Here is a 23867-nt window from a genome sequence, read left to right as displayed (position 1 = left end):
CTTTTTACCCCTGTTTTTATAACTATTTAAGTACATTTGTTCAAGAATACAAAATTACAATTCTTCTCACACAAAAACTAAATATGGTAATTATAAGAATAGTTGGTGGCCTCGGAAATCAAATGTTTCAATATGCATATGCAAAAGCACTTCAACTCTCAGGATACAATGTAGAAATTGATATCTCAAAGTTCAAAAAATATAAACTTCATGGAGGATATCAATTAGATAAATATAAAATTGATTTAGATTCCGCAAGTTCATTATCTATAAACCTAGGTAAATTAGGTTTAAAAAAATCTGTAAAAGAAAAAAGCCTTCTTTATAATCAAAGTTTCAAATCATTAAAAGGAAATGAATTTATAAAAGGTTATTTTCAAACTGAAAAATATTTTTCAGAAATAAGAGATACTTTATTAGAACAGTTTAGTGTTAATACTGACTTAGCAGATTCAACAAAAAATTATAGTGCTCAAATTAAAGAAGCTAAAGTTAGTTGCTCTTTACATATAAGAAGAGGTGATTATATTTCTGATCAAAAAGCAAATAGTGTACATGGTACCTGTAGTTTAGAATATTACCAACAAGCAATTGAACTTATAACTAAAAAGTTTGGTGAAGTTAAATTTTTTATTTTTTCTGATGATATTACTTGGGTTAAAAATAACTTACCAGTAGAAAATGCTGTGTACGTAGATCACAAAACAATACCTCATGAAGATATTTATTTAATGAGTTTATGTAATCATAATATTACAGCTAACAGTACTTTTTCTTGGTGGGGAGCTTGGCTTAATAAAAACGAAAATAAAACTGTTATAGCACCTAAACAGTGGTATATTGATAAGGAAAATGAAATAGTTCCTCAAAACTGGGTTAGAATATGAAATCATACAAAGTCTACTATATAAATTTAGAGAAGAGTATTCAGCGTAGAAATTTTATGCAGGATCAATTTAAAAAGCTGAATGTTCCTCTTGAAAGAATGCCTGCTGTATATGGGAAAGAATTACCTAGTAATTTTTTAACCAAAGCTAAGAAGCAACACAATATTCTTACACACTATCCTTACTTAAATGATGGTGAAATTGGGTTAACTATGACCTATTTTAAGCTTTGGGAAATTATTCAACAACAAGAAGAAGAGTATGCCATTGTTTTAGAAGATGATGCACTTTTAGATGTTGATTTTTTCAAAGATTTGCCTACTATTTTAAATGAAATTACAACTGAAGACTTTGTTGATATTTCTGGAAGAAAAGGTTTTTATACTTTGAATGAAACAGCGTATACTACTAAGTATTTAGTAGCGCCACTACAAACTACTGGGCAAATAATAGGAAAAGATGCCGCTGCAAAGCTTTTTAACAATTTAGGAGTATACTATTCTCCAATTGATGTGATAAAGCAAGATGTTTTCAAACATAAGACCCCAGTATTAGTTACTCGAAAAGCGTATGTAAAAAGTAACGATTTTAATATCGGAGGTACTACAATTCAACAAAAAAAAATGCCTCTGTATAAAAAAGCGATAAGAGAAATTCTTCGTCCTTTATGGCAACTAATAGCTTTTTGTACATACAAAACATATAGATGCATTAGAAACTACCGTTTTTATAAAAAATAAGAACTTACGTTATAAACTAAAAAAACACCAGATACTCTGGTGTTTTTTTAGTTTAATGACATAAATAAAATGCCATATACAAATATTGAATATTTGACTATACAGCTACATCGTACTCTCTTAAAGCATCGTTTAAAGAAGTCTTCTTATTCGTACTCTCTTTACGTTTACCTATAATTAAAGCACAAGGAACTTGATATTCTCCTGCTGCAAATTTCTTAGTATAACTACCAGGAATTACTACAGAACGAGCTGGAACTATTCCTTTCATTTCTACAGGTTCATCACCAGTAACATCAATAATTTTTGTACTCATCGTTAGTACTACATTTGCTCCTAAAACAGCCTCTTTCTCTACTCTAACACCTTCAACAACAATACAACGAGAACCAATAAAAGCACCATCTTCAATAATTACTGGAGCGGCTTGTAAAGGTTCTAAAACACCACCAATACCTACACCTCCAGATAAATGTACATTCTTTCCTATTTGAGCACAAGAACCTACCGTAGCCCATGTGTCAACCATAGTACCTTCATCAACATAAGCACCAATATTTACATAACTTGGCATTAAAATAGTACCAGAAGAAATATAAGCACCATGACGTGCCACTGCATTAGGAACTACACGAATTCCTTTAGCTTCATAATCTCTTTTTAATGGAATTTTATCATGGTATTCAAAAATACCAGCCTCCAATGTTTCCATTTTCTGGATAGGGAAATATAATACTACCCCTTTTTTAACCCATTCATTCACTTGCCATCCATCTGCTGTTGGTTCCGCTACACGTAATTCACCAGCATCTAATAAATCAACAACTTTTCTAATTGCATTAATCGTAACATCTTCTTTTAATAAATCACGATTATCCCATGCTTTTTCTATAATAGATTGTAATTCTGTCATTTTTAAAATTTTCTACAAATATAAAATCTCCGTTTCAATGTAACGCGAAGATACATTTTTTAAACAGATGTTTGCGCATTGTTTAAAATGCGTATTTTTGCCAAAAACTAATATATTTGGGACGAATTTTAGCCATAGATTTTGGAAAAAAAAGAACAGGAATTGCTGTTACAGATGAACTACAAATAATAGCTTCTGGTTTAACAACAGTAAATACAAAAGAGCTAATTACTTTTTTAATAAATTACACTAAAAAAGAGAATGTTGAATTATTTGTTATTGGTAAACCTAAACAAATGGATAATTCAGATAGTGAAAGTGAAGCCTTAATACTTCCTTTTTTAACCAAACTAGAAAAATCTATACCAACAGTGCCTATAAAACGGATAGATGAACGTTTTACCTCTAAAATGGCTTTCCAGACAATGATTGATAGTGGTTTAAAAAAGAAACAGCGTCAAAATAAAGCTTTAGTTGATGAAATTAGTGCTACAATCATTTTACAATCGTATTTGTACAACAAATAATTTTCTACCCAAACCATTCTTTGTATTTTTGCACTCTTAAAAATTAAAAAATACATGATTTTACCCATTGTTGCTTACGGAGATCCCGTACTACGTAAAGTAGGAAAAGAAATCGATAAAGAATATCCGCAATTAGAAAAATTAATTGCAGATATGAGAGAGACAATGTATAATGCACAAGGTGTAGGGCTTGCTGCTCCACAAATAGGGAAAGCTATTCGCTTATTTTTAATTGATGCTTCTCCTTTTGCAGATGATGAAGAATTAGAAGAAGAAGATAGAAACGTATTAAAAAATTTTAATCGTGTTTTTATCAATGCTAAAATTGTAGAAGAAGAAGGAGATGAATGGGCTTTTAATGAAGGTTGCTTAAGTATTCCTGATGTTCGAGAAGATGTATTTCGTCAAGAAATCATTACCATAGAATACCAAGATGAAAATTTTGAAAAGCATACAGAAACGTTAAGTGGATTAGCTGCTCGTGTATTTCAACATGAATACGATCATATTGAAGGAGTTTTATTTACAGATAAACTTTCTTCATTAAAGAAAAGATTAATAAAAAAGAAGTTAGAGAATATATCTAAAGGAAAAATTGACGCAGGATACAGAATGCGTTTTCCAAATGCCAAAAGAAAATAGTCTTTAAAACTTTAAAATATTTTATATATGGAATTTAACAAAATTATTGCCGTTACTGGTAAACCAGGATTATTTGAAATTTTATCACAAACTAAAACAGGAGTTATTGTAAAGTCTATTGTTGATGGTAAACGTTTTCCTATTACAGCTACACACAATGTAAGCTTATTAGAAAACATTGCTATTTACACATACGAAGAAGAGGTTCCTTTAGCTAAGATTTTCAAAAACATTGCAGACAAAGAAGATAATAAAGAAGCTATTTCTCATAAAGAGAGTGCTGCTAAATTAACAAATTACTTTTCTGAAATTTTACCTGATTTTGATGAAGAGCGTGTATATGCTTCAAACATTAAAAAAGTAATTCAATGGTATAACAGTTTAGCGAAGGCTAATTTCGACTTTAGTACTTTAGCCACTGAAGCTGTAACCACTGAAGAGGAAGAATAAATCATGAATACTCGTAAGGATCAATTAGAGGCATTTAATCGTTTGTTAGATATTATGGATGAACTTCGTGAGAAGTGCCCATGGGATAAAAAACAAACCTTAGAAAGTTTACGCCATTTAACAATTGAAGAAACTTACGAACTGGCTGATGCCATTTTAGACAACGATTTAGAAGAAATAAAAAAAGAATTAGGCGATGTGCTTTTGCACATCGTCTTTTATGCTAAAATAGGAAGCGAAAAGAAAGCTTTTGACATTGCAGATGTAGCTAATTCTATTTCTGATAAATTAATTAGTCGTCATCCTCACATCTATGGAGACGTTAAAGTTGAAAACGAAGAGGATGTAAAAAGAAACTGGGAAGCACTAAAACTTAAAGAAGGAAAAAGTTCTGTTTTAGAAGGAGTTCCAAAAAGTTTACCTGCTGTTGTAAAGGCAAACAGAATTCAAGAAAAAGTTGCTGGAGTAGGTTTCGATTGGGAAGAACCACATCAAGTATGGGAAAAAGTTCAAGAAGAAATTTCTGAACTTAATGAAGAAATTGAAAAAGGAAACCAAGAAAACATTGAAAAAGAATTTGGCGATGTATTATTCTCTATGATTAATTACGCTAGGTTTATTAATGTAAATCCTGAAAATGCTTTAGAGAAAACCAATAAAAAGTTTATCAATCGTTTTCAATATTTAGAAAAAGCTGCTAAAAAAGAAGGAAAAGAAATTTCTGAAATGACGTTAGCAGAAATGGATGTTTTTTGGAATGCATCAAAAAAACACTTCAAATAATATAATTTAACAAATACACTTCCGTATTTTATTTTATTCTTAACAGAGGAAAATCACTTTTTTCCTAAAAGATAAACCCTGTAAATAAATGGGGAAAAATCCAATTATTATATTTAGTAACTTTATTATCAACCAATTACATAACTTAATATAATAATTATGAGAAAAATGCCCCCCGGCCTTCTATCATTAATCGCCGCTATGGTATTAATGGTAAGTTGTAACGAAAATGAGTTACAAACCGCACAAGAAACTCAAACAGTTTCAAAAGAAGTACTTCAAAAATTAAAAGATTTTAACATCAATACCAATGGTGTTCAAATTAGCAAACAACATTTACCCGATGGAACATCTGTAGACAGATATCTAGTTGAAGGAGATATTTATTTAAGTCATGAACAAATCATGGGTTTTAACAAAATATCTAATTATTTAGGTAAAAATTACAGAACCACTAATTTAGTTACTCCTGGTACTACTATAGATATTATGGGGTATAATGCTAACAATGCTTTAGGTTTATCTAGTAATGAGCAAACTGCCTTAACCATGGCTGTTCAAAACTATAACAACCTTAATTTAAGTATATCGTTTAATCTAACTTTCGGAACCAATTTTAGTAATAAAGACATGGTGGTTTATGTAGACCCTTATGTAAGTGGTTCTGGTGGATCTGCCAGTTTCCCTTCAAACGGAAATCCAAATAAATGGATAGAAATACATGGAATGTCTGGTTTAAACCTTGATATTATTGAACATGTTATTACGCATGAAATTGGACATTCAGTAGGTTTTAGACATACCGATTGGCAAACTAGACAAAGTTGTGGAGAAAATATAAATGAAGGAGATGCTGGTGTAGGTGCTATTCCTATACCTGGTACAACCGCAGGTTATGATCCAACTTCTTTAATGCTTGCTTGTTTTAATTCTGGAGTTACTGGAGAATTTAACAGTAATGATATAATAGCGTTAAATTATTTATATTAGCATTACTTAGAATAGAAATAGTAATAAAAGCTTTCATTTAAATTGGAAGCTTTTATTTTTTTGAATTACTATATCAAACGCGTATTTTTACTGTATGGATATAATAATTATTACGGGAGGAAGTAAAGGGATTGGTAAAGCTTTGGTTGAAAAGTATGCAGCTGAAAACTATAAAGTCTACTCACTTTCAAGAAGTATTGCTGATTTAAAAAACTGTACTCAAATTCCTATTGATTTATCTAATACTATAGAGATGCAGCGCTCTTTTAAAACGCTGTTAGATAATCTTAACAAAATTGAGATTTCATCCATTACACTTATTAATAATGCTGGAAGGCTCGGCACAATTGCTAATTTAGAAAATATTGAGTCGGATGATATCTCTAAAAGTATTCAATTAAACACCACTACTCCACTTATTTTATCTAGTTTATTTATTAAAAGCTTTGAAGATTTAAGTTGTAAAAAACAGATTATTACGATCTCCTCTGGTGCTGCAACAAAACCTTACGAAGGTTGGAGTGTTTACTGTACTTCTAAAGCTGCCATTGACATGATGACAAAAGCTATAGCGGCCGAGCAACGTGAATTAAAAAACGGACTAAAATGTGTAGCCATTTACCCAGGTGTAGTTGATACCAATATGCAAACTACCATTAGAAGCACCAATAAAAAAGACTTTAAAAACCTACAACGTTTTATCGATTTAAAAGAAAACAACGAATTATATACTCCAGAGTTTGTAGCGAATTCAATTTTTAAAATTGACACAGAAAATCAATTAGAAAACGGAGCTGTTATTGATATTAGAAATTTTTAAACTAAAACTTTATTTTAGTGCTACGCTATTTATTTACTCCACTAACATTAACACTACGTGTTTATATGAACTTTTATTATATAAATTATTAGCACCTCGTGCTCTAAAAAATTTAATAATATATTAATACCAACACCTCGTGCTAATAAAAACTTTTAAAAAATAAACTATCAGCACCGTGTGTTTATGAAAACTTCAATAGTAGATAACATTAACACCTTGTGTATACAAAAACTTACTATTAAAAAACTCTTAACATCTTGTGCTAATAAAAATTTTAAAAAAATAAACTATCAACACCGTGTGTTTATTAAAACTTCAATAGTAGATAACGTTAACTCTTTGTGCCTATCAAAACTTACTATTTAAAAACTCTTAACATAATACGTTTATAAAAACTTCTCGTTAAAATTTACTAAAACATGTGTTTTATTATATTTGTTTAAAAAATTATTTGTGCTTTTATTACTTTATATCCTGTCTATTTAAAAGTATTATATAACTAAAATTAATTGTAGGTATTAAAAAGTAGTTAGGTATGTATTTAGTAAAACACCATCACAAAATAAATGGTGGAATTTTGGAAATAAAACGAGAAATGACAATAAGACAAGAAATCGACAAAGATTTTAAAAATGTTTTTAATCTAATTGAAAAAGCATTTAGAACTGAAGTATACAGTGACCATAAAGAACAATATTTAGTAGAAAGATTAAGAAATTCAGAAGCTTTTATTCCTGAATTATCAATCGTTGCTGAAATAGATGGAAAAATTGTTGGGCATATTTTAGTAACAAAACTAAAAATTAAAGGTAAATTTAACGAGTTCGATTCGTTAGCACTTGCGCCTATATCTGTCCTTCCTGAATTTCAAGGAAAAGGAATTGGCGGTAAATTGATACTCGAATCACATAAAAAAGCCAAAGAATTAGGGCATAAATCAATCGTTCTATTTGGGCACGAAAAATATTACCCAAAATTTGGTTATAAACAAGCAGATAAATTTGGAATTGAATTACCTTTTAAAGTTCCTAAAGAGAATTGTATGGTAATCGAACTTATAGAAAATGGGCTGAATGGTATTAGCGGAATTGTTGAATATCCTAAAGAATTTAATGGTTAAGAAAAAAGACAACACCATAAATAAGGTATAACCGCAATTATGGTGGATTCTATTACATCCACTTAAAATTAATAAAGTTTATGGCAGACCGAAAATTAAGGTGTGTAAACTTTTAACTAACTGTTATATGAGACCTTTGACTGTAATTTAAAATGAAAAAGATTGAAATAAGAACCATAAAAGAGCCAAACTTATCAGGAAATTTTTCAATAAGCAATCTAAATACTTTGCTTTCTGAAAAAGATATGATAGAACAGACGCATCGTCACGACTTCTTTTTTGTCCTTGCTATAGAAAAAGGAAATGGAGAACACCAAATTGACTTTACCAGCTATGCTATTCTTAATTATTCTGTCTTTATTCTTCGTCCAGGTCAAGTACACCAATTAATCTTAAAAAAAGAAAGTAAAGGTTATTTGATGGCATTTGATAACAGTTTTTATGCTCCAAAAGAGAAGTTAAAAAAAGAAATGCTCTCAATAGTAAGTAGAAATAATTATTATAAACTAGAAACAGAAATTTATAATAGATTAATTCCTATTCTTGAATGTATTCTCTCTGAGTATTCCAACAAAAAAATAATGTTTAGAGATAATATTAAAGCAAATTTAGATTTGTTTTTTATAGAATTATTTCGACAAACTAAAAACTCAGACACTCTAACTAAGAATAATTCTTATGATATCAGTACACTTGAAAAGCTATTAAAGTTACTTGATATTCATTTTTATAAAAATAAGCAAGTAAGCTATTATGCCAACCAACTAAACCTTAGTACTTATCAATTAAACTCGATTACTAAAAAAGCATTAGGAAAAAGTTGTTCACAGTTAATCAACGAACGCACATTATTAGAAGCTAAAAGATATTTAGTAGCAACATCTAACCAAATAAATGAAATTTCTTATCATTTAGGATATGATGACACTTCATATTTTATTCGCTTTTTTAGAAAACAAACCGGGTTAACACCAGCGATTTTTAGACAAAGTTTCAAATAGTCCTATAATACTTAAGATTTGTGTCATTTCAACTCTCCTACCCAAAACTACCTTTGTTGAAAATTAAAAAACACAAATATGACTTCAATATTACAGGCTATTTTAATAGGCACAGGAGCTACACTTTTTATGGATTTGTATGCTTTAATATTAAAACTATTCAATATAAAATCACTTGATTATAAATTTGTAGGTCGCTGGGTAGGATATTTTCCAAAAGGAAAGTTTTCTCATCATAAAATAATGGCATCAACACCGATTAATCATGAATTACTCTTAGGTTGGATAACTCATTACCTCATTGGAATCACATTTGCTATTTTCTTAGTTCTTGCGTTCGGAAAAAAATGGTTAGAAAACCCAACTCTAACGCCAGCTTTAATTATTGGTATTATTACTATTGTTGGCCCATTCCTGTTAATGCAACCTGCTTTTGGTTTTGGGATTGCTGGTTCAAATTTACCAGACCCGAATAAGGCAAGACTTATGAGCCTTATAACACATTCTGTATTTGGAATTGGTTTATACCTAAGTGCAATGATATTAAACCAAATAGCAAAAATACTTTAAGCCATAGAAAGAGAATGAAAATAATTAAAATGAAAGTAAAATATTCTTTAACATTGCTATTAAGTATATTATTACTTAATTGTTCTAAAGATTACAGAGAGCAGCAATCTTTATCAGAAACAACAGAAACTGTTTATACACTTCCTATAGTAGTTCATATTGTACATGTAGGAGAAAGTGTAGGAATTGGTTATAATTTATCTAAAGAGCGTATTTATGATCAAATAAATACGCTTAACAACGATTTTAGAAAAAAAGAAGGAACCCTAGGCTATAACACACATATTTTAGGAGCAGATGCCAAAATAGAATTTAAGTTAGCTAAAATAAACCCTAATGGCAATCCAACAGAAGGCATTACGAGAGTTAATTTTCAAGATGTAACTATAGATGTAGAAAATGACTGGTTTTTTGATGATTTACCATATTATGGATATTGGAACAAACAAGAATATATAAACATTTGGGTGTTCCCTTTAGATGGTGTTTTAGGTCAATCTTCAGTACCATATATCAATATACCTGGTCTCGAAAATGCAAACCCAAACGGTACTACTGGAATATTAATTACCACAGCTTATTTTGGTACAACCAATACAATAAACAACCTTAACCTTGGCAGAACTCTTACTCATGAAATGGGGCACTTTTTAGGCTTAGAACACTTGTGGGGGAAAACAGAAAATGCCAATTGTATGGAATTTGATGATTATTGCAATGATACTCCTCTAGTTTCTAGAAGAACTGAGAACTGCGATAATATACAAAATTCATCTTGCAATGGAGAATTTGCTCTCACACAAAACTATATGGATTACACCTCAGATGCCTGTATGAATATGTTTACAAAAGATCAAGTAGCTAGGATGCAATATGTTTTAAAGAATAGTACAGTTAGGTCTTCATTAATAACATCATTAGCTATTAATAGAGATTAGTAAAACTGTATTCGTTGCACTACTAAAAAATACTATTCATTTAATAAAAAATACAATTCCTGTATTCTACATTTTATTATATTTGAAATAAAAAAATTGCGCGGATTTTAGTACACTATATTTTATCTGTTATTAGGAATATTGTTTTATAAGTGAGAATATAAATAAACTTACTTTTAAAGTATTATGATTCCGAGTAGTTAACTAAATCAGGTAAATAATAAGAATAAAATTCCGCATATAAACAAATTGTAGCTAATTAGAAAAAACACATGAAAAACATCACCTTTTTACTTTTATTTTTTTGTTCATTAAATACAATTGGACAGAAAAAACTAAAAATTGAAATAGATAATCCTGAGCCTAGAGTTGGACAAAGCGTTACTTTTTCTATAAATGTTGACTTTTTGACTGATTACTTCAAAAAAGAGTTAGGAAAAAATATCGATCTCACTCGTTCATCCTCAATTTTCGGAATGCAATCAGATAATTTTGAAAGGGTAATTATTTTCGAAAAAGCAAAAAAATATGAAGTTGGACCTTTTGATTTCGAATTTAACGGTAAAAAATATACAACTGAAATTATTAAAGTAAAAGTTCTTCCCAAATTACCAATGGAAAATGGACTTTGGTTAAGAACAACAGAATCTGATGGTCAACAATATCTTATTCTTGAACAGTTGATAAGTAACGAATCTAATAAAACAGATAATGAAAATGGTGGTTATTCTCATACAATTGGTGGTGTAAAGCCAGAAGGAAAAGAATTCGCTGAATTAAATGAGGAATTAACAAAAGGAGTTGAATTAAGTAATTACAGTTCAGCTACTAATACTTTGAAACCTGAAGGTGCTGGATTGTTTGATACTGGTTTTTCATATTCAATCAAAAAGTATAAAATAAAATTTGAGGAAAATTTTAATGGAGAATATATAATCACGGAAACTGACTTTAAAAATTTACCTGAAAAGTTTGATATTAGGAAAATTGAATTAAAAAAATAATTGGCTACAATTAATATGAATTTAGGTACTTAACCAATATTTAATAAAATAAAAAACATGACTTCAAAAGAGAGATTAGAATATTGTACTATTTGTGAAAATAGAATAGTTGACTTTAAAAATGGACTGATTTGTAGCCTAACTAATCAAAAACCTAATTTTGAAAACATTTGTGATTTTTTCACAAAAGATGAAAAAGAAGCCGAACGAAAACTTAAAATGAAACTTGATGCAGCTGGAACATCAAGAAGTCAAAATGGTTCTTTAAATCCTGCAAAAAACATCAATTATGGGATATTCTTAACTATATCTGGAATTCTTGTATTATTACTCATATCTCTTTTATTTGGTGTCATAATTTTAACAACAGGTATTTCATTTATAATTAGAGGTAATTCGCAGAAGAAAATATTAGCAAAAAATAAATCTTTTAATAAAAAATTGAAAGGAAAATAATGGGATTTAACATATCTGGTTTAGCAATAAACAAAAACTATGAAAATGATTTTAGTCAACTACAAAAAGAGTTAGGTTGGAATTTAGAAAAACAATCTGAAATTGATTTTGAAACAGCTTCTTCAAATTGGACAGAAGATGGTATTTGTGATGTATATTTTTCAGAAAAAGGGACTTTAATGTTTATTAATATAGATAAATGTTCCGAGTCTTTTCCTTTAAAAAATGATCATACCTTAACCTTTGCTCTTTCAGAAACTTCAATGGTTTTTAATCTAAATTATTGTGAAAATGGAATTGAAAAACGTTCCATTTTAGAAGTAGAAGATAATAGAATACAAGATGAAGGTAAAATACTTGCCATAGAAGAAAGCTCAGAAGATACTGCTGATATTATTTGGAATCAAATAGAAGTTGTTATTGGAAAAAGATTTTGGGATATAGAACCAGATGAAAAAGCTGTTCGGAATTGGAGCTGATTTAACTTTAGAAATATTAAGATCTTCATTAGACATATTAAAAAAACATAAAAAACCAAAATCAAATTTGTTTGGCTTTATTACTAAAAATAAGTATTGGGAGAATAAAAAAATTGAACAAGTGTTAGACAAATTAGATGATGAATATTATAATTTGGACGATAAAGAAAACTTGACAGAATTACTGGGGAATTATTTACGAAGCTTCGAAATAAAACAACATTAATAAATTTCCTAAAAAACAAACAAAATTCTAACTATTAGAAAATTATAATATATTAGTAACCAAAAATTAGCTTAGTGTTAAAAAAAATTGATTATCTATTTTTTGGTTATGTACTCATAACAACCATCCTCTTATTAATTTCTTGGAATCAATCCCCAAAATCTTTAGAATTATTAGGTACTAGAGGAATTATTGTTCTGGTAGTTTTAGGAATCATCTATCTAAATAGTAAACTAAAGAATTCCATTTTAGAATTAATCAGAAACATATATCCTGTAATAATAAGTGGGTATTTTTATTCGGAAACCGTATTTTACAATAAGTTTATTTGGGGTAATTTAGATCAAAAATTAATCGATTTAGATCAATATCTATTTGGATTCCAACCCAGTTTAGTCTTTTCAGAATACTTTTCTAACAAACTTTTTAGCGAGTTAATGTACTTTGGGTACTTTTCATTCTATTTACTAATTACAGGCTTTGTAATAGTTGTCTATTATAAGCTTACAAAAGAAACTACAGCTTTAATTTTTAAATTTTCGGCATCCATGCTACTGTTTTATTTGTTTTTTGGAATAGTTCCCGCAGCGGGTCCACAATTTTATTTTCCTTCACCAGAAAAAGATTTGCCCGTAGCATTTGTTTTCGATAAAATAATGCATTTTATACAAGCCAATGCAGAACAACCCACAGCAGCATTTCCAAGTTCGCACGTAGGAATTTCAATTATCATTTTACTTTTACTTAGAAAAAGAGCGCAATTAGTATTTAAAATTGCTATTCCGTTTGTAATAATTTTAATCTTTTCTACCGTATATATAAAAGCTCATTATGCCGTTGATGTTATTGGCGGAATACTAATTGCACCAATTATCTTATATTTAGCATCAGTTTTATATAAAATTCCCTTTTTAAATAAAGAAATCAAACTTTAATTTATCACATGATTCAACTGAAAGAAGTTAAATCCAAAAAGGATTTAAAAACATTCATACAGCTTCCTTTTAAAATTCACAAAAACCATAAAGAATGGTTACCACCATTAATTTCTGATGAATGGAAAGTGTTTGATAAAACAAAGAATCATTCATTTAAACATTGCGATACGCTCATACTTTTAGCAGAAAAGAATAATGAAATTGTTGGTAGAGTTATGGGAATAATAAACCATACTTACAATACCGGTAATAATGAGAAAAATGTTCGTTTTTGCTTTTTAGAATGCTATGACGACGCTAAAGTGTACGACTCCCTAATATCTGCTGTTGAAAAATGGGGACAAGAAAAGGGAATGAATACTATTGTTGGTCCTTTAGGCTTTTCAGATAAAGATCCACAAGGTTTTTTACTAGAAGGTTTTAATGATCCTATGACGGTGATGGTTACCAACCCAAGCTTTGAATATATGATTTCTCATACCAAAAGAAACGGTTTTAAAAAGAAGTTAGATATATTTCAATACAGAGCACAAATACCCGAAAAAACTCCAGAAATCTATACTAAAATTGCCGATAGAGTTAAAAGAAGAGGATTTAAAGTTTTAGAGTTTAAAAAGTCGAAACATGTGAGACCGTATGTAAAACCTGTTTTCGATTTAATCAATGCCACATATAAAGATATTTATGGTTTTGCTCCTTTAGAAGATATTGAATCTAAAGAATTTTCTGAACGTTTTTTGCCTTTACTAAAGCCACAATACATAAAAATTGTGGTAGACGATAAAAGTAAAGTTGTCGCTTTTGTAGTAGCTATGCCCGACATAAGCAATGGCTTTAAAAAAGCCAATGGAAAACTATTTCCGTTTGGATTTATTTATATCCTTAAAGCCTTTAAACAAACCAATCAATTGAATTTATTATTAGGTTGTGTTAGTGAAGAACTACAAAATTCGGGTTTAATAGCTTTAATGGCGCAGTCTATGTACAAATCAGCTAAAGAAAACGGATTAACAGTTTTAGACAGTCATTTAATATTAGAAGACAACAAAAAAATGCGTGCTGTGATGGAACGTATGGAGCATGAAATTTATAAAAAGTATCGAATTTTTGAAAAGATTTTGTAAATAGATTACTTTATTTGCAATGAATATTGATAATATTAAAACGGATTCTCATTCATATAAAAATTGTATCTAATTTCTATGAAAACACTTTTTGAAAATAAAAAAAATAAAATTAAATACAATAGGCTTTTAAAGAGTATGCTTATAAGTGTACCTATTTCAGCTCTTATATTTAGTTTTTTCAAAAGTTTTTTGAGCTGGACAAAACCCGAAATTAAGGAAATTTTGATTTTTATTTTGATCCTTGGTATTTTAAAATTGGGAGAAGCTCTCATACATAATTATAGAAATCATTTAGAGAGTATTACTTTGGATTATGAGAATGAAAAAATAATGTTTAGCCATGTAGTACTATCAAAAGAAAACACGAAAACCACAATGGAATTAAAAGAAATAAAAATCTCGGAAATAAAACACGTGCCTGTTTCTTGGTTTTCATTCATTAATTATTTCTGGATATCAGACGAGAAATCAAAAATTAAAATTTCTACAGCTGGGCATGAAAACAAAGATATTATACTAAATAAAATTCACTCTGAATTAAAAAACATACAACAAAATGTATAATTAATTGCTTAGTCTAAGTTATTTTTGAATGTACTCGCTCAAAGCCAAAACTAGTAATTTTTAATTACTTTTGGTGAAAATAGTGTAATCGTACACAAAACGTTGGCAGTAATTATCAAAATTAACTGAAATAAATAAAAATGACCAGAGAAGAAAAAATAGAATTCTATAATGTTTTAAATAAAGGGCAATTTTTCATTAATTTTCCTGTGATGTTAGTCATGTTTGGTCTTATGGGACTTTCATATTATTTAAACAAAATTGATATTATTTCAAAACCAATAATGTTAATTTGTTTAGTTGTTTCATTCATTTCTGGATGGTTAGTTTGGTCATTATTTATTGCTAAATGGAGAATTTTTGCTTTTGAAAAAATAGATGAAAAATTTCATTTGAATTTAAAAAACGAAGCCATTAAGGCTAAATTAATCTGGCCTGATGGTCACATTTTTGAAAAAACTGAAATACGTACTAAAGAACAAAAAATAAAAATTAAAGCTATAAATGATAGAATTAATGAATTAAACAATATTAACTAAACAATGAATATTGTCGACTTCATCATTGGTGCGTTATTAATGAATGCTATGCCACATCTAATTTTCGGGCTTACTAAAACTTATTTCCTTGGATTATTTGGATATAGACCTAAAGGAAATATTGTCTAAGCCATTCTTCAATTTTTCCTTTGCTGCTTATTATTCTATTTCAACTATGGATATAAAGACCTATTAAATAATAGTTATTTAATAGAAGGAATTACTGTACTTTCTCTATATTTTATATTTGGTAAGTTTCTCATTAAATTTTATGGAAAACAAAAAACTACAGTTAACAAAACCTATAAATAATTTAGGTTTTAAAACTAACAATATAAAACAAAACCGAAAAGTTTATGGCTCATGACTATACGAAGTTCGTGAATTCTCGGCTACGTACTATACTAATAGTCGAACCGTTAGTGAAACTTTAATAAGCATCTACATCAATAATAAAACGAATAGGTCTAAAATCTTTTACAGCTTCAAAGGTATTTCTAACTTTTACTAATTGTTCTTTCGTTTTACCTAAGGATTGCTTTGGTGGGATTTTTATAACCAAGTTTTTAATATACTGATTTCTAATACGTGAAACTGCTGGTGCTGTTGGTCCTAATACATTTTCTCCAAATACATTTTGTAGCGACTTCGCTAACCAATTAATACCACTATCTACCCTCGTATAATCTTTATGCTTTAAAGTAATTTTAATCAGCCTATAATAAGGTGGATAATGAAATTGCCAACGATCTTGCAGCTGCTCTTTATACATTTCGGTATAATTCGTTGTAGAAACTTGTTGTAATATTTGATGATATGGATTGTAAGTCTGTATCGCTACATTCCCTTGTTTCTTAGTTCGTCCTGCCCTACCCGACACTTGCACCATTAACTGGTACGCACGTTCATGTGCTCTAAAATCAGGAAAATTTAACATGGAATCGGCATTTAAAACACCAACTAACGATACATTTTCAAAATCTAATCCTTTAGAAAGCATTTGAGTACCCACTAAAATATCTATTTCTTGCGCTTCAAAAGCCCCAATTATTTTTTGATATCCATATTTACCACGAGTGGTATCTAAATCCATTCGCCCGATATTATGGTTTGGAAATAGTTCTTTTAGCTCCAATTCTATTTGTTCAGTACCAAAACCTTTCGTATCTAAAGTAGTACTACCGCAAGCGCCACAATTATTAGGCATTGCACGTTGGTAATGACAATAATGACACTTTAATTCTTTTCGAAACTTATGAAATGTTAAACTAACATCGCAATTAGGACACTGCGGAGAAACCCCACAAGTAGTACACTCTACCACAGGAGAAAATCCTCTTCTATTTTGAAACAAAATTACTTGCTCTTTTTCTTCCAATGCCTCGTTAATCATTTTTAGCAAACGATCAGAAAAATGACCTTTCATTTCCTTCTTTCGATGTTTTTCTTTCACATCAATCAATTCAATTTTGGGTAATTGAATATTTCCAAAACGTCGATTTAATTCAACAAAACCATATTTATTTTGTTTTGCATTGTAGTAACTTTCTAACGAAGGTGTTGCCGATCCTAACAATACTTTTGCATTGTGTAAATGCCCTAAAACTACCGCAGCATCACGTGCATTATATCTCGGTGAAGGTTCAAATTGTTTATATGAAGATTCATGTTCTTCATCGACAACAATTAAACCTAAGTTTGAAAAAGGTAAAAAACCAGAAGAACGTGCTCCTAAAATTATTTGTGCTTTGGGCTTATTCTCTAATACATTATTCCAAACTTCAACACGCTCATTCATTGAATATTTTGAATGAAATACAGATATAAAGTTTCCAAAATAGTTTTGTAAACGAGTTATTATTTGTGTGGTTAATGCTATTTCAGGTAACAAAAACAACACTTGTTTTCCTTCTGCAATAACCTCTTTTATCAGTTTTACATAAATTTCTGTTTTACCAGAACCTGTAACTCCGTGCAATAAGGTAACATTTTGTGTTTCGAAACTAGTTTTAACTTCATTAAAAGCTTGTTCTTGAAACTCATTCAATGCTTTTATTTGATTGGTTTCTCCTTGAAAGCTAATTCTATCAGTTTGAATTTGATAAAACTCAAAAATATCTTTGTCTACCAATGCTTTTAAAACAGCAGATGAAACTCCAGATTTTTCTTCTAAATCTTTAGCTTTTATAGGCTTTTTAGAAGTTGCTAACTGAAAATATATAAGAACAGCTTCTCGTTGTTTTTTTGCTCTTGAAAGTTCTTCTAATAAACCTTGAAGTGCCTCGTTAGAATTGTAAACAGCATTCAAACGGACATATTTTACCAATTTTGGTTTATATGTCTCGTAAATTTCTTCTTTAATATAAACAGCGCTTTTTTCTATCAAGCCATTAATTATAGGCAATACTGTTTTCTTTCCAAGAATATTAACTACTTGATGAATTGTTAGTTGAGAATGATGTTGTAAGGCTTCAAAAATTAAAAACTCTTCATCTGTTAAAACAGATTCATCAGTAAAGTCTTCATTTTTATAAATTATAGTTTCACTCTCTAATAAAAAAGCAGAAGGCAATGCAGCTCTATATACATCTCCTAATGAGCATAAATAATAATTAGAAATCCATTGCCAATGTTTTAATTGACGCTCATTTACAATAGGTTGATCGTCTAATATTTGCTGAATATCTTTTGCTTCATACAACTCTGGTGCATTTTGATGAATATTGAACACCAAAGCTGTATAAATTTTACTTTTTCCAAAAGATACCGCTACCCGCATTCCTTTTTTAAGAAATGAAAACTCTGCTTCTGTTACCGAATAGGTAAACGTTTTTTGCAGTGGAATGGGTAATATGACGTCGATGAAATATGACATTACTCTATTATTTCTATAGGTGAAGGAAGTGGAGGTTTTTGATAAATAATATTTCCATTCTTATCAAAATATCTAAAATCTGGTTCTAATAATATTTGAAGAGGATATACTTTCTTTAAAGAATCTATATTTTGTTTTTGAAAACTATTAATAAAATTAAAATAAGAAACTGAAATTGTATCTAGTGCTTTAGATATTCTTTCTTTTGATTTTTTCTCAAAATTACGATATCTAATAATAATTAAGTTTTTATTAGGGTTTTCGCAATGCATAGGGTCTTTTCCAAAGTTTAAAAACTCTTTATGTAAGTATTTTTCTAAAACCTTAACTTTTAAAACCTCTTTTTCATTAAAGAAAGTTTTATCATCCTTAAAATTACCTTCTAACCAAATCGTATTTCTATCTTTAGGGCAAAATGTAGGTAAATGACAAGAAATAACTAGGTTTATATTTATAGGTAAATCTTTATTATTTAACCTAATAAATTGATTTTTACTTGCTATTTCTTCATAATACTTGCATTTCTCAGGAGAATCTTTAAAACCATGTATTGTATCAAAAGAAAAAACAAAAGTTGAATCTGTATTTTTTTGAGTAGGGAAAATATCTTTCATTGTTAAAACTCTTTCTTTTGGAGTTTTTGAACAAGAAATTATCACTACTAATAAAATAGGAATTATATATGTTAAAAGCTTTTTCATCTAATATCAAAACTACACAAAAATCACTACATTGTAAACAGAAAAATTAGTGTATTTATGACTTCATCAGCATGGAAAAACAAAGGAAAATTCTTAACCATTAATAATCAGCAAGTTTTTGTAATAGATGAAGGGACTTCTAACGACACCTTGGTTATTTTACACGGCTATCCTACCTCTTCTTTTGATTACTATAAAGCACTACCCTTTTTAACTAAAAAGTACAGAGTTATTATTCACGATCATTTAGGTTTTGGTTTTTCTGATAAACCTTTAAACTATTCCTATTCATTAATTGAACAAGCTGATATGGCTTTATTAGTATGGGAAAAACTAGGCTTAAAAAGTATAACACTTTTGGCACACGATTATGGTACTAGTGTAGCTACTGAAATCGTTGCGAGAAATAATCAGAATCAATTAAAAATTACGATTGATAAACTAATTTTATGCAATGGAAGCATGCATATTGAATTGGCTAAACTAAGAACCATTCAAAAATTATTAAAAAATAAATTAACGGGTAAATGGGTTGCTAAATTGGCGAATCAAGCGATTTTTAATAGCAACATTAAAAAAATATACTTTGATGCTAAGAAAGTTACTCAAGAAGAATTAAATGAAATGTGGTTTCAAATAAACTATAATAACGGACGAAATGTTATTCACTTACTAAGTAATTATATTAACGAGCGTTACTTCTTTTGGAATCGTTGGATTGGTGGATTGACAAAAACTAAAATCCCTACAAAAATTGTTTGGGCTACCCACGATCCTATTGCTGTAAAGGCAATTGGTGAACAATTACAAAAAGAAATACCCAACAACGAATTGCTTTGGTTAGAAAATACAGGACATTTTCCTATGTTAGAAACTCCTGAAGGATGGAGTAAATTGATACTAAGCTAGCTTATAAAATCTAAATACAATTTCTCAACTTTAGCTCTAGCCCAAGGCGTTGTTCTTAAAAATTTTAAACCTGATTTATAAGTAGGATTATTTCTAAAAGCATTAATCTTTAAAATATCTCCTAATTCTTCCCAACCATATTCTAAATATAATTCTTCTAGCATGGTTGCTAATTTTATTCCGTGTAGTGGGTTGTTTGGTTGTTCTTGGCTCATATTCTATTTAAAGCTGTAAAAGTAAAGATTCTACTTGATTAATGTATCCAATAAACTTCTAACTTTTGCACTATTCCAATTTGCAGGCCCTTTTTTCTCCATAACAATAGCACCTTTTTTATCTACAATAAAAGTTGCTGGTATTGTTTCGCTATTAAACTGTTCTGGTCTTTTACTTAGCGGATTATAGGTTGGCAACCTATAGTTATTTTTTTTATAGAAATCAGAAATAACACTCCAATCTTCACTACTTACAAAAACAAATTCAACCTTATCTTTATAATCATTGTACAATTCTTGAATATTTGGCATTTCTGCTCTACATGGAGGACACCAAGTAGCCCAAAAACTAACAAAAACAACTTTATTTTTTACCTGATTAAAATCTATACTTGCGGTATTTAATCCTTTTAAATTCCAGTTATAACTAGTTAATTGCTCTCTCTTTTCAACTTTAATTGTTGATGGAGAAAAAGAAATTAATCGAATAAAATACACCTTAGTAGGCGGATATAATAGCAAACCTATTATAACAACAAATACACTATTATAAATTGTCTTTTTAGTAAACTTCATTAGTCCAAACTAGGCAATACAAAATCGTTTAACACACTTTTCTTTGCCATCATCTCTTCTATTGCCTTCACTGTTCTTGGCGCTTCGTTTGATAAATTTACTGGAGTATCTTTTGTAATTAAAATGTCGTCTTCTATACGAACGGCTATTCCCCACCATTTTTTATCACATTTACTTCCTTCTGGAATATAAATACCTGGCTCTACAGTTATAACCATATTTTCTTGAAACTTCCCATAAGTTCCTGGATCATGTACATCTAATCCAATATGGTGCGACGTTCCATGAGGGAAATACATATGTTTTTCATCTAACGACTTAATAATTCCTAAATCTAACAGCCCTTGATTTATTACTTGTTTTGCTTCTTGACCTGGTTGCCAAAATTGATTTCCTGCTTTAGAAACTGCTATACCAGCATTTTGTGCTTTTAAAACAATATTATAAATAGCTTTTTGCTCTGGAGAAAACTTCCCATTAGCAGGAATTGTACGAGTAACATCGGCTGTATACCCTCTATATTCCGCACCTAAATCCATTAAAACTAACTCATTATTAACCTTCGTTTTATTGTTTTCTATATAATGTAAAATACAACCATTATTCCCTGCTCCTACGATAGATGGATATCCTTCATATTCTGCACCATACTTTTTATATACAAACTCATGAATTCCTTGAATTTCTGTTTCAGACATTTCAGACTTCATCGCTTTCATCATTTCAACTTGGCCTATAGCCGAAATACGAATTGCTTTTGTTAACAATTTCATTTCTTCTGGAGTTTTTATTTCTCGCATTTCTGCCATTCGAGTAGATAAAAACTGAATATCAATATTAGATTTCTCATTCAATTTTAACTCCGCTTTTTGTTGAAACTCTTTTTTTAATTTATTATTTGTAGCGTTTTTATACCCCATCAATAGTTTATCTCTTTTAAAACTAGGATAATATGTAATCGCTTTTCCTATTATTTGAGCTACATTAGCACTATTCTCTACTGGTGTAGATTTTATTAATTCGTATACGTATTTCTTTTCTTTTGATAAAAATGATGATGGATTGTATCCTGATTTACTTTTAAAAGTATTTACTAAATCGTAAACTTCAGCTTTATTTCTTTCTGAATTTCTATAGTCATCTTTGAACTTTTCTATAAAAATTTGATCAAAATTTTTAAAGTTTAATTCATCTGAAATAAAATCCTCTGCATTTTTAGCAACTTTAAAACCTAACTCTTTTTTTGTTCCTTCTATTCCTAATCGCTTTCCATTCCACAGTTCTGCTCTAGGGTCATTTTTTTGAACATATAATATTTCATTATAAGTATTCCCTTTATCATCTGTTTGATTCTCAGAAAATAATACTAAAACAGCATTTGGTTCACGATACCCAGTTAAATAATAAAAATTTGGGTCTTGATGAAAAACATAATCTACATCATTTGCTCTATTTCTTATTGGGTTTGCAAATACTATTGTAACAGAATTCTTAGGCATTTTAGATCGTAGAACCTCTCTTCTGTTCTTATGAAAATCTGCGGATAAATAATCTGTAGGTGTTTGTGCAGTTACAGTATTTAGTACTCCTAATAAACAAACAAATAGTATTCTTTTAAACATTTTTTAGCTTTTATTGATTCTCAAATGTAACATTCTTTCATTTATAATAAGAAAATATTAACATATTTTTAGGTAATAATTCATTGAAATATTAAACAGAATCTGACTATTTGTTTCTCAATTTTTCAATACTTTAGCGATACTTTAAAACAAACAATTTTAAAATGAAAAATACTGCTTTAACACATATTCATGAAGCTTTAGGTGCTAAATTAGTTCCTTTTGCTGGTTATAACATGCCTGTACAATATGAAGGTGTAAACATTGAACACGAAACTGTAAGAAAAGGAGTTGGTGTTTTTGATGTAAGTCATATGGGTGAATTTTTCTTAAAAGGAGAAAATGCTTTGGCTTTAATTCAAAAAATATCATCTAATGATGCTTCAAAATTAGTGCCTGGAAAAGCACAATATAGCTGTATGCCTAATGCTGATGGTGGTATTGTTGATGATTTAATCATTTATATGATTAGTGAAACTGAATATATGCTTGTTGTTAATGCTTCTAATATTGAAAAAGATTGGAATTGGATTTCTCAACACAATGATTTAAATGTTGCAATGGAGAATCGTTCAGAAGAATGGTCTTTATTAGCTATTCAAGGTCCTAAAGCTGCCGAAGCTATGCAATCGTTAACCTCTGTAGATTTATCTACTATTAAGTTTTATACATTTGAAATTACCGATTTTGCTGGATTGCCAAATGTAATTGTTTCTGCTACCGGATATACTGGTTCTGGAGGTTTTGAAATTTATGTTAAGAACGAAGATGTGGAAGCTGTTTGGAAAAAAGTTTTCGAAGCTGGTGCTAATTGGGGTATAAAACCTATTGGATTAGCTGCACGTGATACATTACGTTTAGAAATGGGATATTGTTTATATGGTAATGATATTGACGACACTACTTCTCCTCTTGAAGCTGGTTTAGGCTGGATTACTAAGTTTACAAAAGACTTTGTAAACGCTGAAGCTTTAAAAGCGCAAAAAGAAGCTGGTATTACTAAAAAACTAGTTGCTTTTGAATTAACTGAACGCGGTATTCCTCGTCAAGGCTATGATATAGTGAATAGTGATGGTGATAAAATAGGAAGAGTTACTTCTGGTACTATGAGTCCTTCTTTAAGTAAAGGAATTGGTTTAGGTTATGTTACCAAAGACTTATCGAAAGTAGATTCTGAAATTTTTATTCAAGTACGTAAAAAACAAATTCCTGCAAAGGTGGTTAAATTACCTTTTTATAAAGGATAATTAAA

The 23867-nt window shown here is 29.3% G+C and carries 28 protein-coding genes; 22 read left to right on the top strand and 6 right to left on the bottom strand.

The genetic code is table 11. The features are described from left to right. Positions 1–83 precede the first annotated feature (83 nt). Positions 84–887, top strand: a complete 804-nt coding sequence (locus Q0881_RS05645; protein ID WP_299157612.1) for an alpha-1,2-fucosyltransferase — start codon at positions 84–86, stop codon at positions 885–887. Next, positions 884–1627, top strand: coding sequence for a glycosyltransferase family 25 protein (locus tag Q0881_RS05640; RefSeq protein ID WP_299157611.1), 744 nt, complete (start codon positions 884–886; stop codon positions 1625–1627). The genes Q0881_RS05645 and Q0881_RS05640 overlap by 4 nt, the downstream gene beginning before the upstream one ends. A gap of 97 nt (positions 1628–1724) precedes the next feature. On the opposite strand, the gene Q0881_RS05635 is transcribed toward Q0881_RS05640, so the two are convergent. Continuing rightward, positions 1725–2540: a 2,3,4,5-tetrahydropyridine-2,6-dicarboxylate N-succinyltransferase gene (locus Q0881_RS05635; protein WP_299157610.1), complete on the bottom strand. Its 816-nt coding sequence runs from the start codon at positions 2538–2540 to the stop codon at positions 1725–1727. Between the two features lie 116 nt (positions 2541–2656). Between Q0881_RS05635 and ruvX the strand changes: the two genes are divergently transcribed. The 18 genes from ruvX (at position 2657) to Q0881_RS05545 (ending at position 15717) form a co-directional block, all read left to right on the top strand. Further along, entirely contained in the window at positions 2657–3067 is a 411-nt protein-coding gene (ruvX, locus tag Q0881_RS05630; RefSeq protein WP_299157609.1) for a Holliday junction resolvase RuvX, read from the top strand. 54 nt (positions 3068–3121) lie between these two features. Continuing rightward, a complete protein-coding gene (def, locus tag Q0881_RS05625) occupies positions 3122–3709 on the top strand; it encodes a peptide deformylase (RefSeq protein WP_299157607.1) in 588 nt (195 codons plus the stop codon). A gap of 27 nt (positions 3710–3736) precedes the next feature. Next, on the top strand, positions 3737–4159 hold the full coding sequence (locus tag Q0881_RS05620; RefSeq protein ID WP_299157605.1) for a DUF5606 domain-containing protein: 423 nt from the start codon (positions 3737–3739) through the stop codon (positions 4157–4159). Between the two features lie 3 nt (positions 4160–4162). Beyond that, positions 4163–4942 (top strand): nucleoside triphosphate pyrophosphohydrolase, encoded by a 780-nt coding sequence (gene mazG, locus Q0881_RS05615; RefSeq protein ID WP_299157603.1) that lies wholly within the window; start codon positions 4163–4165, stop codon positions 4940–4942. Positions 4943–5101: 159 nt separating this feature from the next. Continuing rightward, positions 5102–5932, top strand: coding sequence for a M57 family metalloprotease (locus tag Q0881_RS05610; protein WP_299157602.1), 831 nt, complete (start codon positions 5102–5104; stop codon positions 5930–5932). Positions 5933–6026: 94 nt separating this feature from the next. Continuing rightward, the gene (locus tag Q0881_RS05605) at positions 6027–6752 is read left to right on the top strand and encodes a (S)-benzoin forming benzil reductase (RefSeq protein WP_299157600.1); all 726 of its coding nucleotides are present in this window, start codon (positions 6027–6029) and stop codon (positions 6750–6752) included. 598 nt (positions 6753–7350) lie between these two features. Continuing rightward, positions 7351–7875: an N-acetyltransferase gene (locus Q0881_RS05600; RefSeq protein WP_299158133.1), complete on the top strand. Its 525-nt coding sequence runs from the start codon at positions 7351–7353 to the stop codon at positions 7873–7875. Between the two features lie 152 nt (positions 7876–8027). Next, positions 8028–8876 carry an AraC family transcriptional regulator gene (locus Q0881_RS05595; RefSeq protein ID WP_299157598.1) on the top strand — a complete coding sequence of 283 codons (849 nt, stop codon included), beginning with the start codon at positions 8028–8030 and terminating at the stop codon, positions 8874–8876. Positions 8877–8954: 78 nt separating this feature from the next. After that, positions 8955–9446, top strand: a complete 492-nt coding sequence (locus tag Q0881_RS05590) for a DUF2938 domain-containing protein (protein WP_299157596.1) — start codon at positions 8955–8957, stop codon at positions 9444–9446. Between the two features lie 14 nt (positions 9447–9460). Further along, positions 9461–10384, top strand: coding sequence for a M43 family zinc metalloprotease (locus Q0881_RS05585; protein ID WP_299157594.1), 924 nt, complete (start codon positions 9461–9463; stop codon positions 10382–10384). A 272-nt stretch (positions 10385–10656) separates the two neighbouring features. Beyond that, positions 10657–11388 (top strand): hypothetical protein, encoded by a 732-nt coding sequence (locus Q0881_RS05580; RefSeq protein ID WP_299157592.1) that lies wholly within the window; start codon positions 10657–10659, stop codon positions 11386–11388. 57 nt (positions 11389–11445) lie between these two features. Beyond that, positions 11446–11844, top strand: a complete 399-nt coding sequence (locus Q0881_RS05575; RefSeq protein ID WP_299157590.1) for a hypothetical protein — start codon at positions 11446–11448, stop codon at positions 11842–11844. After that, positions 11844–12323, top strand: coding sequence for a hypothetical protein (locus Q0881_RS05570; RefSeq protein ID WP_299157588.1), 480 nt, complete (start codon positions 11844–11846; stop codon positions 12321–12323). Before Q0881_RS05575 ends, Q0881_RS05570 begins: the two co-directional genes overlap by 1 nt. Further along, positions 12295–12549 carry a hypothetical protein gene (locus tag Q0881_RS05565; RefSeq protein WP_299157587.1) on the top strand — a complete coding sequence of 85 codons (255 nt, stop codon included), beginning with the start codon at positions 12295–12297 and terminating at the stop codon, positions 12547–12549. Before Q0881_RS05570 ends, Q0881_RS05565 begins: the two co-directional genes overlap by 29 nt. Before the next feature lie 74 nt (positions 12550–12623). Further along, positions 12624–13484, top strand: coding sequence for a phosphatase PAP2 family protein (locus Q0881_RS05560; RefSeq protein ID WP_299157586.1), 861 nt, complete (start codon positions 12624–12626; stop codon positions 13482–13484). 8 nt (positions 13485–13492) lie between these two features. Continuing rightward, positions 13493–14611 (top strand): hypothetical protein, encoded by a 1119-nt coding sequence (locus Q0881_RS05555; protein ID WP_299157585.1) that lies wholly within the window; start codon positions 13493–13495, stop codon positions 14609–14611. 78 nt (positions 14612–14689) lie between these two features. After that, positions 14690–15178, top strand: a complete 489-nt coding sequence (locus Q0881_RS05550) for a hypothetical protein (protein ID WP_299157584.1) — start codon at positions 14690–14692, stop codon at positions 15176–15178. A gap of 140 nt (positions 15179–15318) precedes the next feature. Continuing rightward, positions 15319–15717, top strand: a complete 399-nt coding sequence (locus Q0881_RS05545) for a hypothetical protein (RefSeq protein WP_299157582.1) — start codon at positions 15319–15321, stop codon at positions 15715–15717. A gap of 430 nt (positions 15718–16147) precedes the next feature. Here the strand turns inward: Q0881_RS05545 and priA are convergent, their stop codons facing one another. Then, positions 16148–18592, bottom strand: a complete 2445-nt coding sequence (gene priA / locus Q0881_RS05540) for a primosomal protein N' (RefSeq protein ID WP_299157581.1) — start codon at positions 18590–18592, stop codon at positions 16148–16150. Then, positions 18592–19293 carry a hypothetical protein gene (locus Q0881_RS05535; RefSeq protein WP_299157580.1) on the bottom strand — a complete coding sequence of 234 codons (702 nt, stop codon included), beginning with the start codon at positions 19291–19293 and terminating at the stop codon, positions 18592–18594. The genes priA and Q0881_RS05535 overlap by 1 nt, the downstream gene beginning before the upstream one ends. Before the next feature lie 57 nt (positions 19294–19350). Between Q0881_RS05535 and Q0881_RS05530 the strand changes: the two genes are divergently transcribed. Then, positions 19351–20202: an alpha/beta hydrolase gene (locus Q0881_RS05530; RefSeq protein ID WP_299157578.1), complete on the top strand. Its 852-nt coding sequence runs from the start codon at positions 19351–19353 to the stop codon at positions 20200–20202. Here the strand turns inward: Q0881_RS05530 and Q0881_RS05525 are convergent. The 3 genes from Q0881_RS05525 to Q0881_RS05515 are packed head-to-tail and all read right to left on the bottom strand — an operon-like array spanning position 20199 to position 22615. Then, a complete protein-coding gene (locus Q0881_RS05525; protein ID WP_299157576.1) occupies positions 20199–20417 on the bottom strand; it encodes a VF530 family protein in 219 nt (72 codons plus the stop codon). The genes Q0881_RS05530 and Q0881_RS05525 overlap by 4 nt on opposite strands. A 30-nt stretch (positions 20418–20447) precedes the next feature. Continuing rightward, positions 20448–20993 carry a TlpA disulfide reductase family protein gene (locus tag Q0881_RS05520; RefSeq protein WP_299157574.1) on the bottom strand — a complete coding sequence of 182 codons (546 nt, stop codon included), beginning with the start codon at positions 20991–20993 and terminating at the stop codon, positions 20448–20450. Next, positions 20993–22615 (bottom strand): aminopeptidase P family protein, encoded by a 1623-nt coding sequence (locus Q0881_RS05515; RefSeq protein WP_299157572.1) that lies wholly within the window; start codon positions 22613–22615, stop codon positions 20993–20995. The genes Q0881_RS05520 and Q0881_RS05515 overlap by 1 nt, the downstream gene beginning before the upstream one ends. A gap of 164 nt (positions 22616–22779) precedes the next feature. Here Q0881_RS05515 and gcvT point away from each other — a divergent pair, with 164 nt between their 5' ends. Continuing rightward, positions 22780–23862 carry a glycine cleavage system aminomethyltransferase GcvT gene (gcvT, locus tag Q0881_RS05510; protein WP_299157570.1) on the top strand — a complete coding sequence of 361 codons (1083 nt, stop codon included), beginning with the start codon at positions 22780–22782 and terminating at the stop codon, positions 23860–23862. Positions 23863–23867: the final 5 nt, after the last annotated feature.

This window comes from uncultured Tenacibaculum sp. (assembly GCF_947494125.1).
Classification (GTDB): Bacteria; Bacteroidota; Bacteroidia; order Flavobacteriales; family Flavobacteriaceae; genus Polaribacter.
Note: the sequence above shows the minus strand (reverse complement) of the source record. Positions and strands in the feature narration are given on the sequence as shown.

Bases quoted from the DNA above. Each gene is read 5' to 3' on its own strand.
- Q0881_RS05645 (WP_299157612.1), top strand. From the start codon at position 84: ATGGTAATTATAAGAATAGTTGGTGGCCTCGGAAATCAAATGTTTCAA.
- Q0881_RS05640 (WP_299157611.1), top strand. From the start codon at position 884: ATGAAATCATACAAAGTCTACTATATAAATTTAGAGAAGAGTATTCAG.
- Q0881_RS05635 (WP_299157610.1), bottom strand. From the start codon at position 2,540: ATGACAGAATTACAATCTATTATAGAAAAAGCATGGGATAATCGTGAT.
- def (WP_299157607.1), top strand. From the start codon at position 3,122: ATGATTTTACCCATTGTTGCTTACGGAGATCCCGTACTACGTAAAGTA.
- Q0881_RS05620 (WP_299157605.1), top strand. From the start codon at position 3,737: ATGGAATTTAACAAAATTATTGCCGTTACTGGTAAACCAGGATTATTT.
- mazG (WP_299157603.1), top strand. From the start codon at position 4,163: ATGAATACTCGTAAGGATCAATTAGAGGCATTTAATCGTTTGTTAGAT.
- Q0881_RS05610 (WP_299157602.1), top strand. From the start codon at position 5,102: ATGAGAAAAATGCCCCCCGGCCTTCTATCATTAATCGCCGCTATGGTA.
- Q0881_RS05605 (WP_299157600.1), top strand. From the start codon at position 6,027: ATGGATATAATAATTATTACGGGAGGAAGTAAAGGGATTGGTAAAGCT.
- Q0881_RS05600 (WP_299158133.1), top strand. From the start codon at position 7,351: ATGACAATAAGACAAGAAATCGACAAAGATTTTAAAAATGTTTTTAAT.
- Q0881_RS05595 (WP_299157598.1), top strand. From the start codon at position 8,028: ATGAAAAAGATTGAAATAAGAACCATAAAAGAGCCAAACTTATCAGGA.
- Q0881_RS05590 (WP_299157596.1), top strand. From the start codon at position 8,955: ATGACTTCAATATTACAGGCTATTTTAATAGGCACAGGAGCTACACTT.
- Q0881_RS05585 (WP_299157594.1), top strand. From the start codon at position 9,461: ATGAAAATAATTAAAATGAAAGTAAAATATTCTTTAACATTGCTATTA.
- Q0881_RS05580 (WP_299157592.1), top strand. From the start codon at position 10,657: ATGAAAAACATCACCTTTTTACTTTTATTTTTTTGTTCATTAAATACA.
- Q0881_RS05575 (WP_299157590.1), top strand. From the start codon at position 11,446: ATGACTTCAAAAGAGAGATTAGAATATTGTACTATTTGTGAAAATAGA.
- Q0881_RS05570 (WP_299157588.1), top strand. From the start codon at position 11,844: ATGGGATTTAACATATCTGGTTTAGCAATAAACAAAAACTATGAAAAT.
- Q0881_RS05565 (WP_299157587.1), top strand. From the start codon at position 12,295: ATGAAAAAGCTGTTCGGAATTGGAGCTGATTTAACTTTAGAAATATTA.
- Q0881_RS05555 (WP_299157585.1), top strand. From the start codon at position 13,493: ATGATTCAACTGAAAGAAGTTAAATCCAAAAAGGATTTAAAAACATTC.
- Q0881_RS05550 (WP_299157584.1), top strand. From the start codon at position 14,690: ATGAAAACACTTTTTGAAAATAAAAAAAATAAAATTAAATACAATAGG.
- Q0881_RS05545 (WP_299157582.1), top strand. From the start codon at position 15,319: ATGACCAGAGAAGAAAAAATAGAATTCTATAATGTTTTAAATAAAGGG.
- priA (WP_299157581.1), bottom strand. From the start codon at position 18,592: ATGTCATATTTCATCGACGTCATATTACCCATTCCACTGCAAAAAACG.
- Q0881_RS05535 (WP_299157580.1), bottom strand. From the start codon at position 19,293: ATGAAAAAGCTTTTAACATATATAATTCCTATTTTATTAGTAGTGATA.
- Q0881_RS05530 (WP_299157578.1), top strand. From the start codon at position 19,351: ATGACTTCATCAGCATGGAAAAACAAAGGAAAATTCTTAACCATTAAT.
- Q0881_RS05525 (WP_299157576.1), bottom strand. From the start codon at position 20,417: ATGAGCCAAGAACAACCAAACAACCCACTACACGGAATAAAATTAGCA.
- Q0881_RS05520 (WP_299157574.1), bottom strand. From the start codon at position 20,993: ATGAAGTTTACTAAAAAGACAATTTATAATAGTGTATTTGTTGTTATA.
- Q0881_RS05515 (WP_299157572.1), bottom strand. From the start codon at position 22,615: ATGTTTAAAAGAATACTATTTGTTTGTTTATTAGGAGTACTAAATACT.
- gcvT (WP_299157570.1), top strand. From the start codon at position 22,780: ATGAAAAATACTGCTTTAACACATATTCATGAAGCTTTAGGTGCTAAA.